At 42.3% G+C, this 16,428-nt stretch carries 13 protein-coding genes and 3 tRNA genes; all 16 read right to left on the bottom strand.

Features of this window, described 5'->3' with window-relative positions; translation table 11 throughout:
• Nucleotides 1–9: 9 nt before the first annotated feature.
• Nucleotides 10–849, bottom strand: coding sequence for a PilX N-terminal domain-containing pilus assembly protein (locus JMW64_RS02025; RefSeq protein ID WP_109591230.1), 840 nt, complete (start codon nt 847–849; stop codon nt 10–12).
• Nucleotides 846–1,889 carry a PilW family protein gene (locus JMW64_RS02020; protein WP_201552603.1) on the bottom strand — a complete coding sequence of 348 codons (1,044 nt, stop codon included), beginning with the start codon at nt 1,887–1,889 and terminating at the stop codon, nt 846–848. The genes JMW64_RS02025 and JMW64_RS02020 overlap by 4 nt, the downstream gene beginning before the upstream one ends.
• On the bottom strand, nt 1,889–2,470 hold the full coding sequence (gene pilV, locus JMW64_RS02015) for a type IV pilus modification protein PilV (RefSeq protein WP_227694036.1): 582 nt from the start codon (nt 2,468–2,470) through the stop codon (nt 1,889–1,891). Before pilV ends, JMW64_RS02020 begins: the two co-directional genes overlap by 1 nt.
• Entirely contained in the window at nt 2,470–2,979 is a 510-nt protein-coding gene (locus tag JMW64_RS14010) for a pilus assembly FimT family protein (RefSeq protein WP_227694034.1), read from the bottom strand. The genes pilV and JMW64_RS14010 overlap by 1 nt, the downstream gene beginning before the upstream one ends.
• Nucleotides 2,980–3,345: 366 nt before the next feature.
• Nucleotides 3,346–4,197 carry a ComF family protein gene (locus JMW64_RS14005; protein WP_227694032.1) on the bottom strand — a complete coding sequence of 284 codons (852 nt, stop codon included), beginning with the start codon at nt 4,195–4,197 and terminating at the stop codon, nt 3,346–3,348.
• 27 nt (nt 4,198–4,224) lie between these two features.
• Nucleotides 4,225–5,652: a phospholipase A gene (locus JMW64_RS02000; protein ID WP_201552601.1), complete on the bottom strand. Its 1,428-nt coding sequence runs from the start codon at nt 5,650–5,652 to the stop codon at nt 4,225–4,227.
• A 359-nt stretch (nt 5,653–6,011) separates the two neighbouring features.
• Nucleotides 6,012–8,147, bottom strand: a complete 2,136-nt coding sequence (locus JMW64_RS01995) for a cytochrome c biogenesis protein CcdA (RefSeq protein WP_201552600.1) — start codon at nt 8,145–8,147, stop codon at nt 6,012–6,014.
• Between the two features lie 67 nt (nt 8,148–8,214).
• The gene (locus JMW64_RS01990) at nt 8,215–8,778 is read right to left on the bottom strand and encodes a protein-disulfide reductase DsbD domain-containing protein (protein WP_201552598.1); all 564 of its coding nucleotides are present in this window, start codon (nt 8,776–8,778) and stop codon (nt 8,215–8,217) included.
• Between the two features lie 263 nt (nt 8,779–9,041).
• The gene (gspG, locus tag JMW64_RS01985) at nt 9,042–9,509 is read right to left on the bottom strand and encodes a type II secretion system major pseudopilin GspG (RefSeq protein ID WP_406947497.1); all 468 of its coding nucleotides are present in this window, start codon (nt 9,507–9,509) and stop codon (nt 9,042–9,044) included.
• 625 nt (nt 9,510–10,134) lie between these two features.
• Nucleotides 10,135–11,337, bottom strand: a complete 1,203-nt coding sequence (gene gspF, locus JMW64_RS01980; RefSeq protein ID WP_201552596.1) for a type II secretion system inner membrane protein GspF — start codon at nt 11,335–11,337, stop codon at nt 10,135–10,137.
• 81 nt (nt 11,338–11,418) lie between these two features.
• Nucleotides 11,419–12,471, bottom strand: coding sequence for a hypothetical protein (locus JMW64_RS01975; RefSeq protein WP_109591219.1), 1,053 nt, complete (start codon nt 12,469–12,471; stop codon nt 11,419–11,421).
• Between the two features lie 291 nt (nt 12,472–12,762).
• Nucleotides 12,763–13,698 (bottom strand): AraC family transcriptional regulator, encoded by a 936-nt coding sequence (locus tag JMW64_RS01970; RefSeq protein ID WP_045452534.1) that lies wholly within the window; start codon nt 13,696–13,698, stop codon nt 12,763–12,765.
• Nucleotides 13,699–14,230: 532 nt separating this feature from the next.
• Nucleotides 14,231–14,306 (bottom strand) — tRNA-His (locus JMW64_RS01965).
• Between the two features lie 39 nt (nt 14,307–14,345).
• Nucleotides 14,346–14,422 (bottom strand) — tRNA-Arg (locus JMW64_RS01960).
• Nucleotides 14,423–14,518: 96 nt separating this feature from the next.
• Nucleotides 14,519–14,595 (bottom strand) — tRNA-Pro (locus tag JMW64_RS01955).
• A gap of 243 nt (nt 14,596–14,838) precedes the next feature.
• A complete protein-coding gene (locus tag JMW64_RS01950; RefSeq protein WP_201552594.1) occupies nt 14,839–16,419 on the bottom strand; it encodes an McrC family protein in 1,581 nt (526 codons plus the stop codon).
• Between the last annotated feature and the right edge of the window lie 9 nt (nt 16,420–16,428).

The raw sequence follows: 16,428 nt of genomic DNA, 5'->3' as shown, positions 1-16,428 counted from the left end.
TTCTAGGAATCAGCTTAAGCAGCGCACGCCAATAGGTTTAGACTTATAAGCTTGCATTTGAGTGTTGTATGGTACGCCAAGATTTTCAAGACAGGCATCGATACTGCATTCTATAAACAATTCAGGACGTGTCGCATAATCCGAATTTTCGGCCTTAACTTTTTCTTCACACTTATCTTTTAGAGTATCTGTATTTACAGTCTTTAGGCACGCGTTTATTTTTGCAGTAGCAGCATTAGAGAATGCTGGTATCAGCGAGGTTGCATACACTTCAAAATTCGCACATTCAAATGGAGTTTGTCCTGTCTGAGAAACTTGATCATCTGTAAATGTTTTATCACCCTCTAGACTATAAGGTAATGCATCGTTAGCTGAGCTTTTTGCAAACGTCATTTGAGTAACAGTGCGACTTTCACCAACATAATCTTCAGAGTCACCTACATCGCAAAACCCATCCTTCTTTCCAGAAATATATCCTGTACCATCAGATGTTTTTTCTGTTAATTTATTTTGATTAAAAAACCTATTAGTTTTTGGTCGTACACAGAATATGATTTCACGTCCAATATACTGCTTGCCAGGTCTAGTTACATAGCCTCTGACATTATCAACACTATTGCCCTTACCTAAAGACCTATCTTCTTTTTCAAGTTTATTAAATGCTGCATCAGTAGATTGAAAAGTCAGCTTTCCAACTTGTGAAGCAGTAGCAAGCTTTAAATCAGTACTACTTCTTTGAATAGCTATAGTACCAACCAATGTTATTAAGATAAGTACTAATAAAACCACAATCAGTACTGCGCCTGATTCTGAACCTTTGATATCGTCACCTTTAGAAGTAAATATCATGGCTTACCTCGTGCATTACGAATTAATGTGGTAGTTTCATATACATTTCTTAAATATTTACTATCATTAGCGGCTAAAGTACTAAGTTGTTGGTTGCGTTTATCCAATATATTAAATCGCAAGCTATTGTTCTCTTGCTTAGATACTGTCGCAGTATCAGAGTGAATTAATAGACCAACTTGTAAGCTCACGATGCGCTGTCCCATTAGTGTAGTAGGGTCTGAAGGAATGGGCCGATAGACAAGTGCTAAGTTCGTGGGGTCTGTAGCAAAATTATCTTGTGCAGTAGTGCCCAGCAGTACCCTAAAATAATCTACATTAGGAATGACAATCATGCCACTTCCTTTGAGCTTAGCTAAATTTGGCGCTGTTATGTTTATGCCAGCACTGTTAGCATCAGCTTCATTATAAGTGTAAATAAGCGAAGCACATGCTAGCCCATTTTTGTTTGGCGTCACAGATGTATCACGACGAACAAAATAACGCTCTACAACATAGTCTTCCTTATCCACACTTTCCCCATCACAAGTAAACATACCGTTTTGATAAGCCTGATATTGTATAGTCAATTGATCACTCTTAGTGACCCCTTGTATATTACTCAGACTATTTATCGATTCATTAGCAGAAAGTATGTCTGTTGGCAAAGCAGTAGAGCCACTTTTTAACCCGTTTAAATTAGATTTAGACCATGGGCTGGTGGATCCACTACTAGGTGCTGTACCTGTAGGTCTAGTTAGGACCACCCCTCCCTGCGGAGTTAGATAATTTAAATAAAATCCACTAGTGGCATTTGAGTTTGCTCCATAGTTTGCTCTTCGAAGATGCTTACTAAAACCATCTATACCAAATACTGCATTATCCTGAAGCTGCGAACCCGCTTTTTGTCGATTGTTATTGACACTACTAGTATAGAATATCTGCAATGCTGCTGCAGATATTAGCAACCCTAATATTAAGGCAACCATTAACTCTATCAAAGTAAAACCATATTGACCCATGCGAATATCTATATATATAGGATAACTTTTTTGCTTCATTAGGTTATCTCCATAAACATGCAAGTCGCGCTTGGATGATATATACCACCTTTAGTAATCGAGTCATCTTCATTGGTTTTTTGAGAGGTCAAACAGTCCATTCCGCCTTCAGGGTTACTATCAATACCGATAGTAGGTCTAGTATTACCCCACGCACTAACTAGGCACCATGAATACATAATATTAGTAGCCGTTTGACCACCAGTACTAGGACAAGGATGCAGATTAACTGTAAATCCATGATTATTCATATCTTCGGTATATAGATAAGCTTCAGCGGTAGCTAACTGAACTGGTGTGCATGCCGTTTTATCAGTACCATAGAGCCCACAACTTTTCCCAGGCGCATTGGTTGCTGGAGCATTAATTGCAGTCTGATAAGCACTAATGGCTGTTGGGTTGAGTCTTATTTTTTCACCCATATTTCGCATCATCACCAAAGATTGAGTACGCTCAAGAGATTCGTCGGTAGCTTTTATCGCTTGACCTTGCATAGCTGCAAAACCTAGTACAGCGATCGCTAAAATTAGTAGGGACACCATCACTTCAATTAATCCAAAACCCTGTTGATTAGTATCCATTAGCAATTCGTCCCTGAACATTCAAAAGCCCGTTTCGTATTTACTCTCACTCGTTGTGTCGTAGCTCCAGCTCTAGTATCCCCTACATTGATTACTACATTAGCAGGCATGATACCGCTGACACCTTCTGTTATCATGCCTTCTTTACTAATTGATAGAGTCGTTGCTGTAGTAGGATTGAAACTTAATACACTGCTATCACTTAAGCTATAGCTAGTAATAATAACACCTTCATTGTTCCGTAATTTAATATCATTACTAGTGCCACTATAAGCCCAAGTGGTAGTACTACGTGAAATAGCACTTTCAGCTTTTGCTCTTGCGATAGAAGTCTGAATTAAAGTAGATGTTGCTTTTATTTGATTGCTTGCTAATTGCTCGATGATACTAGGCCCAGCAATACCGACAATAATAGCCAATACTGCAATGGTCACCATCAGTTCAATCAGGGTAAATCCTGAGTTGGTTGTTCGTAGCGTAAGTGGTAGATTATTTGTAGATGCGTTCACATCAAATCCCTATTTATAACGGCAATTTTATAATAACTATTGTTTGTCTAATACCAATACTGAACCAAAAAACTAACAATGAATTCATATTTTCGTATCATTTTTGCCAGTCTTTTTATTGTTATTTAATAAAAATGATGCAATTTTTGTTCCATAATATTTAACAAAAGTTTTGCATAGAAATAATAATAGCTATAACAGTTATGCAAGCTATTTAGAAAATATCATTTTATAAGAAATGCTATTGAGTAATAAGCACAATATTTTGGGAGTTAATAACAAATAAATATATATTATTTTAATAATATAGCGTTAAGGCAACATATTAGCAACATATTAGTGATTATCAATAGAGAGGAACAGATTTTAAGACTGATTTCCATGCGCTAAAGCATAGGCAGAAAGATGGTATTTATGATTGGTTTGAATATCTGACATGGTGACTGTCTCAGCCGAGGTAAGCAGTGTACGTCCCAATGCTTGTAAACTGGCACCCGTGGTCGCAACATCATCAAACAATAATAAGCGTTTCACAGGAGGTTTTTCGATTAAAACAAAAGCATTGTCTAGATTACTCAGGCGCTCAGCACGTGTAAGCCCTTGCTGACTGACAGTGTCGTCAATACGCTTTACACCATGCCATAAAGGTATCTGCCAATGCTTAGACAATTGCGCGGATAAAATACTAACAGGATCGAAGCCACGCTTGACCAGTCGTTGCTCGGTTGTTGGCATGGCGATAATCACGCTATTATCATGATGACAACCATGAGGACGTGGTAGCTGACGTATAGCATGTAACAATAACGGCAATTTGGTCATGTCTTCATGATGCTTAAAAGCTCTGATCGCTTGACGCAGCGGATACTCATAATAAGTCGCCGTTTGGATAGATAAAACCGTACCAGCAGCAATATCAACATTGAAGGATTTCGGCAACCACGCGATACTGTCATGACAATGTGAGCAAAGTAGTCCGCTGTTAAAACGGTGGTTAAATTGCTGGCGCAAATTAGCAAAAAACGAAGGATCGTTTGGCAAGGGGTTTAGAGAGTGCGGTGTAGGATCAGCCGTTGGCAAGCTACTAATATTTGATAAGAGGTAATTTTGAGATAGCTGAGATTGTGGCGTGCTGCGATAAACACGGCACAACTGGCAGCGTATATCGAGATACTCTGCCAGCCATAGTCCAGTTTGATAAGGCGCTAAAAGTCGCATGGACAATTGTCAAAATGTGCGCTGATATTAGAAACCTTTCCAATCATTCAGTACGATACCAAAGCCAATAGAGGTATTTTCGTGGTTATAATCGATGATAGATTCGCCATAGCCTTGGAAAATCTGCACAAAGCCATTAACATTTTCTGATAATGGATAAATATAATCGACTTGCGCCGCCCCTTTGTTGGTGCTTGGATTGTAGCGCAATGTACCGCTCAGGCTCTGTTGATCAGGCAAATCATATAAGAATTTGATATCACCGTAACCCATGTAGTCTTCGATATCTGGATTGTCTTCACTGCTGCTGCTTTCACTATTCACTCGAGCCCACAAGCGCGGTACGATTGATAGCTTACCCCACTCTGCCCCTGCCATGAGATAAGCACGGTTCCATGAGCGTGATAACGGATCGTCTTGTCCATTAGAATGATGAATGGCACCAGCACCAAGCATACGAAGACGACCACCAAAAGGTAAATCTGCGGTCACTGGCTGAGTCAAAAATATTTCAGGCTGATAATCGGTGGCACGGAATGGTCGCGAGTTGTCTTCGTTATAAACTTGCCAATGTGACTCTTGGGTATAACCAAACCACAAATCAGCACTGGTATCGAATAAGTCTTCGGCAACTTTGGTCTTCAAAGACAACTGAAATTTTAGTTCAGTATTGCGTATGTCATTAGAAGTAAAGGACTCAGTTTCCTGTGACGGTGTGCTTGGATCTAGGTTAGGGTCAAAGGTATAAAATACTGGCAATACATAGGTTGGTCGGTATGGTCTGACGGTCCAAGTCCCACGCTCACTGTTTTTATCTAGATCATAGGATAAACTAAGCGGTGTATATTTTTCGATATCTTTTTGAGTGACCCCAACATTTTCTAGAACTTGTGCTTCTCTTTGCGTTAGCCCAACGGTGTCTAAACCTTCATTAGTAGCAGGCGCGCGCGCAACTGAGTCAGTAGCGGCATTATTAGCACCAGCAATGGTAGATTTCTCTTCTACAAAGACAACTTGCGGATTACCTGAAAGCGTACTTTGAAAGGTTTTTGCCAAATCTACTGGCTGCTTAGTTGTGGTGTAGCTCGGCGTTTTACCTTCTTCGGCTACTTTGTCAAAGCAAGCCAAACGGGCGGCACTGGTCTGTACTTGGGTACATTCAAAAAACAATTTTGCTTGCTGAGCGATAAATTCTTTACTGACTACTTGGCGATCTTGCGCAGCTGTATTGGCATCCTGTGACACCTGATAATCTTCAAACTCAAACGCTGCCTCCGGTACTGGGAACTCATTATCGCTCTGAGTTTTATCGGCAGCTTGGACTTGCACGGTAAAGCAGGTTAGCGCTAGACCAACAGCAATATTCAAATAATGCTTTCTTGTCTGAAATAAAGTATTTTTGCGCGCTGTAATAAGAGGCATAGGGCGGCGCTGTGCGGTGATATGGGAAAACATAAGTGTCCTTTATCTAACTGACATTATCGCCAGCAGAGTATATAAGATAATGAGTATGACCATTAGCGTCATCGCTAAAATAAACCCAATGACATTCAGACATAGAAGTCAGCAATTACAACGAGTAATGCGCCTTCAGCATTGTTGCTTTATTGTAATGAAAATGTGTGTACTATACTAGCCTTATCGCTGCCCTATACCAATGTAAATATCAATAATCAACGCTAAACCAAATACTTAGCGTCAGGATGATAAGTAACCATTGGTAAAAATAAAAGAGCCAACGTACTGTATGAATAGTACATTGGCTCTTTTGTATTGTTAAGCCTTTAGAAAAGACTTATTCGTTTTATTAAGTATCAGTTATTAAGCATCGTCAACGTTTGCTCAAATTCTGGACGATCAATCTCACCTACTTGTTGATTGGTCAACTGACCATCTTGATAATACAGCAATGCTGGCGGGCCAAACAATTTATAGCGCGCTAAGATTGCTTTAGAATCGTCAGTGGTTTCTGTTATATCCAGTCTCACCAACTGCCAATCCTGCATCTGCGCTGGACGATTATGAAATAAGTTTTTATCCATAATACGGCATTCGATACACCATTCAGCAGTGACATCGACAAGCACTTTAGGGTTGGCGGCGATAATGGCATCTAACTCAGTCAGCGTTGTGACGGTTTTATCTGTTGTATTACTCATGGCTGGCTGACCAGTCGTCTGCATCATCGGAGCAGCACTTAAAGATGCCAGCGGATGCAAGCTATCATCGTTACCCAACGCCGCGCCGATGATTAAACATGTTGCCCAAATACCGGCAATTAACCCTAATGCTTGGGTCAGCATACGACCTTTACCCAACCAACTCCACGCCCACATCGCTACAACCATAAACCATAACGCCCATACCATTAGCATCACGGGTGAGATAAAGACGCGCTCAATTAATAATAAAGCAACGGCAAAGAGTAATAAGGCAAAACCTTGCTTGACCCAGTTCATCCACGCGCCCGCTTTCGGCATAATTTTACCTTGGGTGGCTCCAATTAAGATAAGCGGTGCGGATAAACCAAAACCCAGCATAAATAAAGCCGCAAACCCAAGTAGTGGACTACCAATCGTCGATACGGCAAGCAGTGCCCCAAACAATGGCGCAGAAACACAAGGCGATACTACGAGCGCAGATAAGAAACCCGCGATTAAACTACCGCCCGTACTGCCCAGCTTGCTATCCCCTGCTTGACTCAAGCCTTGCATTTTATTACTAATAAATCTCGGTAAGCGGATACTAAACACACCCAGCATATATAGTGCGAGTAGGACAAATACAATCGCAAAACCAATCAGGATAATGGGGTTTTGTAGCCAGCCGATAATGCCTAATGATTCACCAAACACGGCGATAACTGCGCCCAAAATACCATAAGCCGTTGCCACGCCAATAGCGTAACTGGTGGTGAGAATAACACCGCGTTTCACCGTTGGGTTTTCCTCACGGGCAACGATATTGGCAACGATTGGCAACATTGGTAGTACGCATGGTGTCAATGCCAAACCCAGCCCTGCTAAAAACAATAATACCAATGCCAACCAAGGATGAGAAGCCAAACCAAAAGGATCGCTATCAGTGGCATTAGCTCCAGCAACAGTATTATTGGTTGTTGCTGGCACTTCACTTGTCGCAGTGCCATCGACGCCTTGTTCATCTGCGCCAGAAATCGTATTGGTAGCGCCAAGCTCTCCATCTAAAGCCTCATCATCCAACAAGGCATAATCAATCACCCCATCATCAGTCAGCGCTTGCTCTGCTGCAAGACTATCGGCAACCGTTGCACTTGACTCGGCGGTATTGTCATTACCTGTCAGACTGTTGTTGTTAGCAGCTTCTTGAGTAGAAGTACTGGCGCTATTTCCTGGAATTTGTGGCGTTGCAGCAGCGATATCAATTGTCGTTTTAATTTTTTCGGGTGGATAGCATAGTCCTGCTTTGGCACAACCTTGCCAGCCAATCACCACGGCGGCATCGTTGACGCTTTTACCACTACTACTGCTCAAGGTCGTCGTAGCCACCATATTCGCTTGGTCAAACACCAGTACTTTTCCGAATGTCGGATCATCGATTGACACTGGCTTTTGACTAAAGGTAAAAGGCGCAGCGGTCACGCCAGCTGGCAACGTCAGTTTGATTTGGGCTTTATAAACATAATGCTCAGGCGTAATGTCAAAATTAATGGCTAAGCGCGTGCCATTATTGGTAGCTTTACTGCTATCGCTGACTTGGAAGGCTTTGTCGACTGGTAAAAACTTCGTCTGTGCCGCACTTTTATCACTGCTAAATAAATCACCCAGCCCTGCCGCATGAGTCATCATGGGCATCGCAGCCAGTCCTGTAAACAACGAGCTACTAGAGACCGCAAATGCTAGTAGATAAGATTTTTTGGACGAGCGATGTACCGTTAGCGATGGTTTTTTTTCTATTGTCTTGATGGACATGAAGAGCTACCTATTTATTACCTAATATGCTATTTATTACCAATATTTGAGTCGATCGGCTTGTGGTCTATTTGCGTGTCACGGCGATATCAACCGTGGTTTTGATTTTCTCTGGCGGATAGCACAGCCCAGCTTTTGCACAGCCTTGCCAGCCAATGATAATCGGTGCATTTTTTGCGCCTTTACCATTGTTAGTAGTCAGAGTCGTGGTTGCTACCATATTTTTTTGGGTAAAAACGGGAACCTTACCAAAGGTTGGGTCGTCAATGGAGACCGGCGACTGACTAAAAGTAAAAGGGGTTGCACTCACGCCTTTAGGAAAACTGAGAGTAAGCTGATCTTTATAGACATAATGACCTGGCGTAATATCAAAATTAATAGATAAGCGCGTGCCCTTAGACGTGGCCTTAGTGCTGCTGATAACTTGAAACGCTTTATCGACAGGCAAAAACTTCGATTTTTCGGCACCGTTATTAGCAAATAACTCGCCCAAACCTGCAGCTTGAGCGCTCATAGATGCCATCGACAACCCTATCATCAATGAAGTACTCATGATTGCAAGTGCGTGAGACAACTTAGAGACTCGTTTATTTGTAATGGCGCCTTGTAAATTGAGTTTGTTGGTAAACATGAGTAATGACCTCTACTGGCTGATTTTAATGACAAATGAGCGGGGCGATATGACTGGTATCAAACGTATAGCTTGTTGGAAAAATGGATGGTTTGACATTATCTATGGAATGCCACGCCATTTATTTACTGATATAAAAATATCAACCAATAAGGTCTTATTGGTTGATATTTAAGAGCATTAGAGCGACCGTCACCAATAAATATACTATGGAGTAAGGGATCGTTAGCTACCCATATTTTAACTGCTCATCAAGCTAGTACTTATAATTGGGCATAAAGATCAGCATCTTGACCTTCGCCGCCTTGCTGACCATCTGCACCCAGCGAGAATAAATCATAAGGACGACCTTCACTGCCTGGGGCGACATATTGCATCTCGTTTTCCCAGCCATCTGTTGGATAGCCGCCTTTGATATAACCACCATCTGGGTAGTTTTTGGCCTCTGCTGGCGGTGTGGTTAATGCTTCTAAACCTTGTGCGGTAGTCGGATAGCGCGAATTATCAATCTTATACATATCAAGGGCGTTGGATACTGTAGCAAGCGCTGTTTCAGTGGTCTTGACGCGAGCTTTATCACTTTGTCCCACCACTTTCGGGACAACTAAGCCTGCAAGAATTGCCAAGATTACAATCACGACCATGATCTCGATCAGAGTAAATCCAGACTGGTTATTACGGATAGGCAGTGGCTTGTTGGCTCTCATAGGAGCTGGTTTGTTGGCACTCATAGCACTTGTTGGCATAGTAGTTACTTGAATTTTGTCAATTATAGTCATCGCTTTTATCATCGCTTTTGGCATCAGGGTGATGTAAATAGGAAAAGTGGCGTTCAAGTAACATTAATGATCGGCGTATTAATGAGCACTGAAACGATTATCACTATAAACCATGATTTTATTTTTATCTAGGGCGTGTCCTCAATTCAATCGTTTACTTTCTAAATGGGCTAAAAACAGCTAAATTTTGCCAAACATCGTCAAATAGCTTGTTAATATCTCGATATTATTTGCGCTACTTTCCTTGTTTGACGGCAATTTATCTCATTTTTATCACAATTTTTAAAATAAGGAAACGCCCTAGCATCGCAAGTAGATTGTTATGAACCTTGACTTTTATAAGCATCAATATTGAACCACAGATTGAACCACAGCATGACGAGTAATATTTATAAGGATAACTTTTGACTGACGCTTACTATAGCTTGATGGCTGGCTTTACCCTAATAAAAACGTGACTCAGTCAACAATCTACAACAGTAAGCAAATCTTAAGAAAGCTAGCGTAATATTTAGTAAGATGGCTACAATAGAAATGTGAGCGGGAGGCACACAAGCTCAGAAGGCTTAAGTGCTCATTATCCTGCCAGATCATTCATATTGACAATCGGCAGCATCACTGCCATTACGATAATCATGACTACCACGCCCATCAGCACTAGCATCAACGGCTCAAGTAGCGATAATAGGGTACTGATAAAGTTAGTGGCTTCCGCTTCCTGCATATTGGCGGCGCGGCTGAGCATATTTTCGAGCTCGCCTGAGTTTTCACCACTTTTAATCATTTGCACCATCATCGGCGGAAAGTAACTGGACTTTTCTAATTGACTCGATAAGCTTGAGCCTTCCGTCACCCTATCAGCCGCAGTGATGATGGTTTTTTGAATGTGTAAATTGGTCGTCACCGCCGCACCAATATGCAATGCCTCAATCAACGGCACCCCTGAGCGTACCAATATCGCCAATGTACTGGCAAAACGTGCTGCATTCAGCCCTTTTGATAACCGCGCCAATATCGGTAGTCTTAGCACGATGCTGTCTATCGCTAACTTACCCGCTTGCGTCTGCGCGAAACGATAAAACAAAAACGCCGTTCCGGCCAATACTAGCAGCATCAGCCACCACCACTGTGTAATGAGGTTAGATAGGCTAAGAACAATTTGGGTAATGAGCGGTAGCGCTTGCTCAGATTGCTCAAACACTTTGACAATTTTGGGCACCACAAAACTCATCAAGCCCATGATCACGCCGACTGCCATCACCATCAGCACAATCGGATAAACCATCGCGCCTTGGATTTTCTTTTGCAATGCAAAGCGGTTTTCGGTGTAATCTGCCAACTGGTTCAAGATTAAATCCAAGTGACCTGACTTTTCTCCTGCCGCAATGGTCGCGATATATAGTGGTGGAAAACTGGCGGCTTGCTGCAATGCTCGCGCCAAGCTCAAACCCTCTAATACATGCGAGCGCACGGCAAGCATGAGAGATTTAATATGGGTTTTTGGTGATTGTTTGGCGACGGCGGCAAGCGTTTCCTCTAACGGAATACCCGCTGCCAATAATACCGACAATTGACGGGTCAGCAATACCAACTCGTAAGCAGACGGTTTTTTATAGCGGTTTTTATTCTGGTTTTGTCTATCATTGACGGCACTGACTTCAACGGGCGTCCATTGTTTATCACGCAGCTGCTGGCGAACTTGTCGAGCAGAATCACCTTCGAGCAAGCCTTTTTGCACACTGCCATGGTCATCTAACGCTTTATAATGATAAGCGGGCATAGCAGCGAATATCCTAAAGTGGTCAATAAGAAAAGGTAATAAACAAGGACTTATAAAGGAGGTCTATCGAGATTTAATGGCTTAAAAAAGCGGCGTAGAATCGCTACTGTCTGGCATCAAACCTTGCAATAACAAAACATCTAAGTGCTGCTGCTGCAGTTTTTTATCGAAGTCGTTGACCTCAGCAATGAGCATTCTCTCGATACGCTTGTCACTGGCAAAGACACTCAATCGTGCACAGATAACTGCCAACTGATAAATACGTTTTTTACAGTAGCCATCCAGCCCTTGTAGCAGTCTAACCATGTATGGCGTCTCAAGACTGGCATAATCGTAATCAGCTATAACCTGCGAACCAAGTGCCGTAACACCATAGCTAATAGATAGATGGGCACAAAAATAACAGCTGAATAAGTAGCCAACGACATGTCCAATATAATAGCCGCGGTCATAGGTAAAACTACTCACACCGAAGTGCCCAAGTACATAGCTATTTAGACTGCCTTGATCACGAATAGGCTTACTGTTCTTTAATTTGCCAACGGTGGCAAAGCATAGCGGATTTCGCCCATCTTGAGTAGTCAGTTGCCAACCTGCTGGCTGCTGAGCTGGCATATGACGGACAATATCAGCGATAATGTCATCGACCACATGCAGCTGCTGCCAAAGACGCTCTAATCCATCGGTATCCATCAAGCCGCGTTTATCAAGCTGCTGTGCCAGCAAGTATTGCTGATGTTCTGCGAATTGTGATTTGAGCGTTTGTACCAAATAAGTAGGTCGCGTGGCAGCGGATGCCATATATAATAATCGCGTACGCTCATGCTGGGTACGATACAGTGCCACACGCTGCTCGGCAATATTCATCTCGCTAGCAGCAGGCTGTTGCACCGTGCTATGGGTATTAGACAACTCATCAGCTGCGCCTTTAACGACCTCTTTAACACCTACCTCTTCAATATCTGTCAGCGTAAACAGTGCCAATAACATCGCTTTGTCAGGTGTTGCACCCGCCTTGTCTTTTTGACCATGCTTGACATTGCTTGGATTCATATCGCTTTGTTTTTTAGCGGACACAGCTGAGCCTTGTTGGCTATTGGCTCCTGCGCGTGGCTTTGCGGTCGGTTCAGTCATAACATACCATCAGCAGCAAAAATAAATATCATTTAGAACAAACGATCTGACCACCATACAGTGACATATCTTACGCTAAAAACAAGCGTTTGCGCCTAGATGACTCATTATTCCATAGTACCTGAACACAAGCACATTGTCAGCTGTCCATCGTCAAAATACTCCCTATCAATACCTGTCAACCATAGACGAAATATCTTCATAAAAGTCTCATACTTCGCTATGAGAAAACAAAAAAGCGTTAAGGGCCTAATGGCAACCTTAACGCTTTTATGGTGTATTAACGATACGTTATGCGATATTTTCTTGTTGATATTGTTGGCGATAGGCTTTTGGTGATACTCCATAAACGCGCTTAAATGCTTGACTAAAGGTCGAGTCTGACGCATAGCCAACCAACTCACTGATACGGCCAATACTGTTTTGCTGCAAGCGTAGATAACGGGCCGCCAAGCGCAAGCGATAATCAATGAGATAGGTCAACGGCGGCATACCAACTGTATCTTTAAAGCGCTGCGCAAAGCTTGAGCGTGACATTCCTGCGACTTCAGCCAGCTTATGAATGGTCCAGTTTTGATTGGGCGCTTGATGCATCGCTGCTAACGCCTTGGTCAAAAACGGGTCTTTCATGGCTTTTAGCCAATTTTCTGTGGCCTCAGGCAAACTTTCAATATAAACCCGCAAACATTCAATCATCATAATACTTGCCCAATGATTGATGATTGCGGTCTTGCCCATGCGCTCACGCTCGGCTTCTAAGGTCAGCAGCTTAATCTCGACATCAATGACCTCAAACCTACCGTCAGACTCATCGTTGATTTCAGGCAAAATCGCAGGCAGCACAGACAACAAAGGACGTATCATTTCTTTATCATACTTGCATTCAATCAATATCAAAGACGAGTTAGGATCACCGTTGCCATCGATATCAAGGGTGTTTTCCTTACAATGAGTCAGCAACTCATCTAGCGGTAGCGCATCGTCACCATTATGATCTAAGGCATAGCTCACATGCTTATGAGCACTGGGAATCATAATCATATCGCCTGCGTGCGCCTGTCGCAAACCATTGCCGACATCGATGCAAAAGCTCCCAGACATCACTAAATAAAACAAAATCGTATCTTGTCTAGTGATGGAATAAGACCAATTACCAGTCCCATTCAAACGATAATACTTGGTTTCAAACAAATGCACGTTTTGTAGCAATACGCTCAATGCGTCCATCAATCACTTCCTCAATAATATAAGATCCATAGCAGCGCATCTCAGACAAGCACTCACATCCCTACTACGGTCTTAGGCTTACTTAATCTATTCAATATATTTTTTAACTGACCTTTGGTTTTCTTAACACTCGTATCATCTTCAATGGATCACTTCTTAATGGATGACCTAATATATCAACGGGCTTTAAGACCTTATCATGATGCATCACTAAAAGCGTTGCCTTTGTTATTCTATATTTCGTTATCCTATATAAAGGCGGTTAAAGAATAACAAAGCAGGTTTAAGGCACGTACAGAGGTAACGAGCATCTCAAAAGAGAACCCATAATAAAAATAAATGAGACAAAAGGCCAGTAAATCAATAGACAATCAAAGGGCTGATAAGTCTACAAATTTTAATCGCAGAAGGTAAGATAGGTTAAAACCAATCATACAGGCACAAAAAAAAGCCAAACATGGCAAGTATTATTATTTAGAATAAGGTTTTTATAATGAGGTATAACAAGGAGAGGATAATGCAGAATAAAATATGGGGCGACTGATGGGACTCGAACCCACGACAACCGAGATCACAACCCGGGGCTCTACCAACTGAGCTACAACCGCCATAACTATTGCCTAATGAGGCAAGATTTGCAGGCTAAATGGTGCGCCTGGCAGGATTCGAACCTGCGGCCACCTCCTTAGAAGGGAGATGCTCTATCCAGCTGAGCTACAGGCGCTCTTAGAGGACTTTTATATACTAAAGCAAGTTTTAAATAAATCTAAAACTAAACCATTATACATAAAAAAAAGCCTGTAAGGCTCTTAAAAATAGATGGTCGGAGTGATAGGATTCGAACCTACGACCCTCTGGTCCCAAACCAGATGCGCTACCAAACTGCGCCACACTCCGAAATTTCTATTATCACGATAGTTTGTTGATTAACTCGTTGTTGACAATACCACTAACTTGTTAACGTTCCTTGCTATCGAGGTGCACATATTAAGGGGAAAAGCCGATGGTGTCAACACCTATTTTTAATTAATTTAAAAAAACTGCTAAATTACTTAAAAAACGCTCATTTATCATAAAAACCACTATGATAAATTCTTTTCTCCACGATGCTAAGTACTACTTACTCATCGACAGCGCTCATTATACTCTATTCCTATCAGGAAGCAAGCTGCCGTTTATCGTACCAGTAAGAACATTGAATGGTACGAGCCACAATGGCGCAGGACTCACTTTTTCATCAGTAGCATTATGGCTATTATCATGGTTGTTAGCGCCATCAGTCTTTTTATAATCATGCACTTGTTGGCTGAGCGCAACTGGCAACCGCTCATTATCTTGTACTGGATAAACCAGCCACACCTGCCCTGCTTGATAGGGCTGAGCGTAACTCATCAATTGATAAGCATCGCTGGCACTAATGCTGGCTGTCTGTGATAAATATTTCCATTTAATATCGATGACATGGCTATAGTGACCTTTTTCTCTAGCTTCAATAACCGCAGTGCTACTCTGATTTTGACAATTATCATCAGCATCAGTTTTATATATGAGCAAATCAGGCCGTATGGACAAACATGCGCGCCCTTCTGCATCCGTTAGCCAGATACTTTGCGTTTGATATAACGGCTGATATTGTTGACTCACTTGCTGAAACATCGAGGCAATGCGCATACTTGCCCATTGTTCAAAGGCTTGATTCATATCAATCAGCAAGCATAAACGCGGAGACGACAGATTTTGCTTGAATGGTTTATTTGGCGCAATACCATTACCTGTTGCCACATTGGACTGCCTTAGTAACCAATAAGCCATATCTAACAACTGCTGAGCAGCTTGTAATTGCGGTGCTCGAAGCGGTTGCACGGCTAACTGACGCTTTGCTTGCTCGTATATCGACTCTAACTGTGTCAGCTCTTGATAACTCAACGCCGCTACTCGCTGCCAAGCCTGCAAAAATTTAGGCGCAGCTGCTTTCGATAGCGTTGATTGAAAAAATAAAGGTGTCATCAAAACCAACGTGCTCTTAATCAGCCGATTACCTAGCATGTCTTGGCTCAGTATACTGCTCTCACAGACAAACTTATGCGGCTGCATGCTGTTGTGGCGCAATTGTTCTTTGATGAGCAGTCGACCTTGTAGCGATGCTTGATTATCGACCTGCGTCTGATAGTGTTTGCTTGGTCGATAATGTACCAGCCGCTGCAAAAACTGCGTGATAAGCCAATCTGACAATGGCAGTACAGCTATCGATAGCGGCGACAATTGACTGCTAAGTTGACCTAGATTTTTTGTATGGGGTAGCTTGTTTTTGGCATGACTGCTATTGGTCAAATCCGATAGCATGTCCTGCACCCATTGGCGAGTTTGCCCGATATCGGGGCGATGACTGGCATTCTGTGAAAGGTATGATTGCTGCGCGACTTGATCGCTAGAAGTTTTTGCCGCGAGTTTGGGTAATATCTCAAGCGTCATGCCGCTGGGCAGTAAAATAACCCCTATATAATGTCCGACTTTTAATTGCCATTGTCCCTGTCTGCGCTTAATGCTAAAGACCGCAAACTCTTGCGCCATCAACCAATGGAAATCAGATACCCGTAAGAAATCATGCGCTGTTAGACGCTGGTGTTCAAACACAGTGATGGTATTGGCATCAAGCGCATTAACGTTAGCACTGTCAATATTATTGGCTATGACTTTATGATTGAAACTTTTATTTATCAACGCTGAGTA

It is taken from the genome of Psychrobacter immobilis (assembly GCF_904846065.1).
Classification (GTDB): domain Bacteria; phylum Pseudomonadota; class Gammaproteobacteria; order Pseudomonadales; family Moraxellaceae; genus Psychrobacter; species Psychrobacter immobilis_H.
The sequence above is the reverse complement of the archived record's forward strand: the minus strand, read 5'-3'. Positions and strand labels throughout refer to the sequence as shown.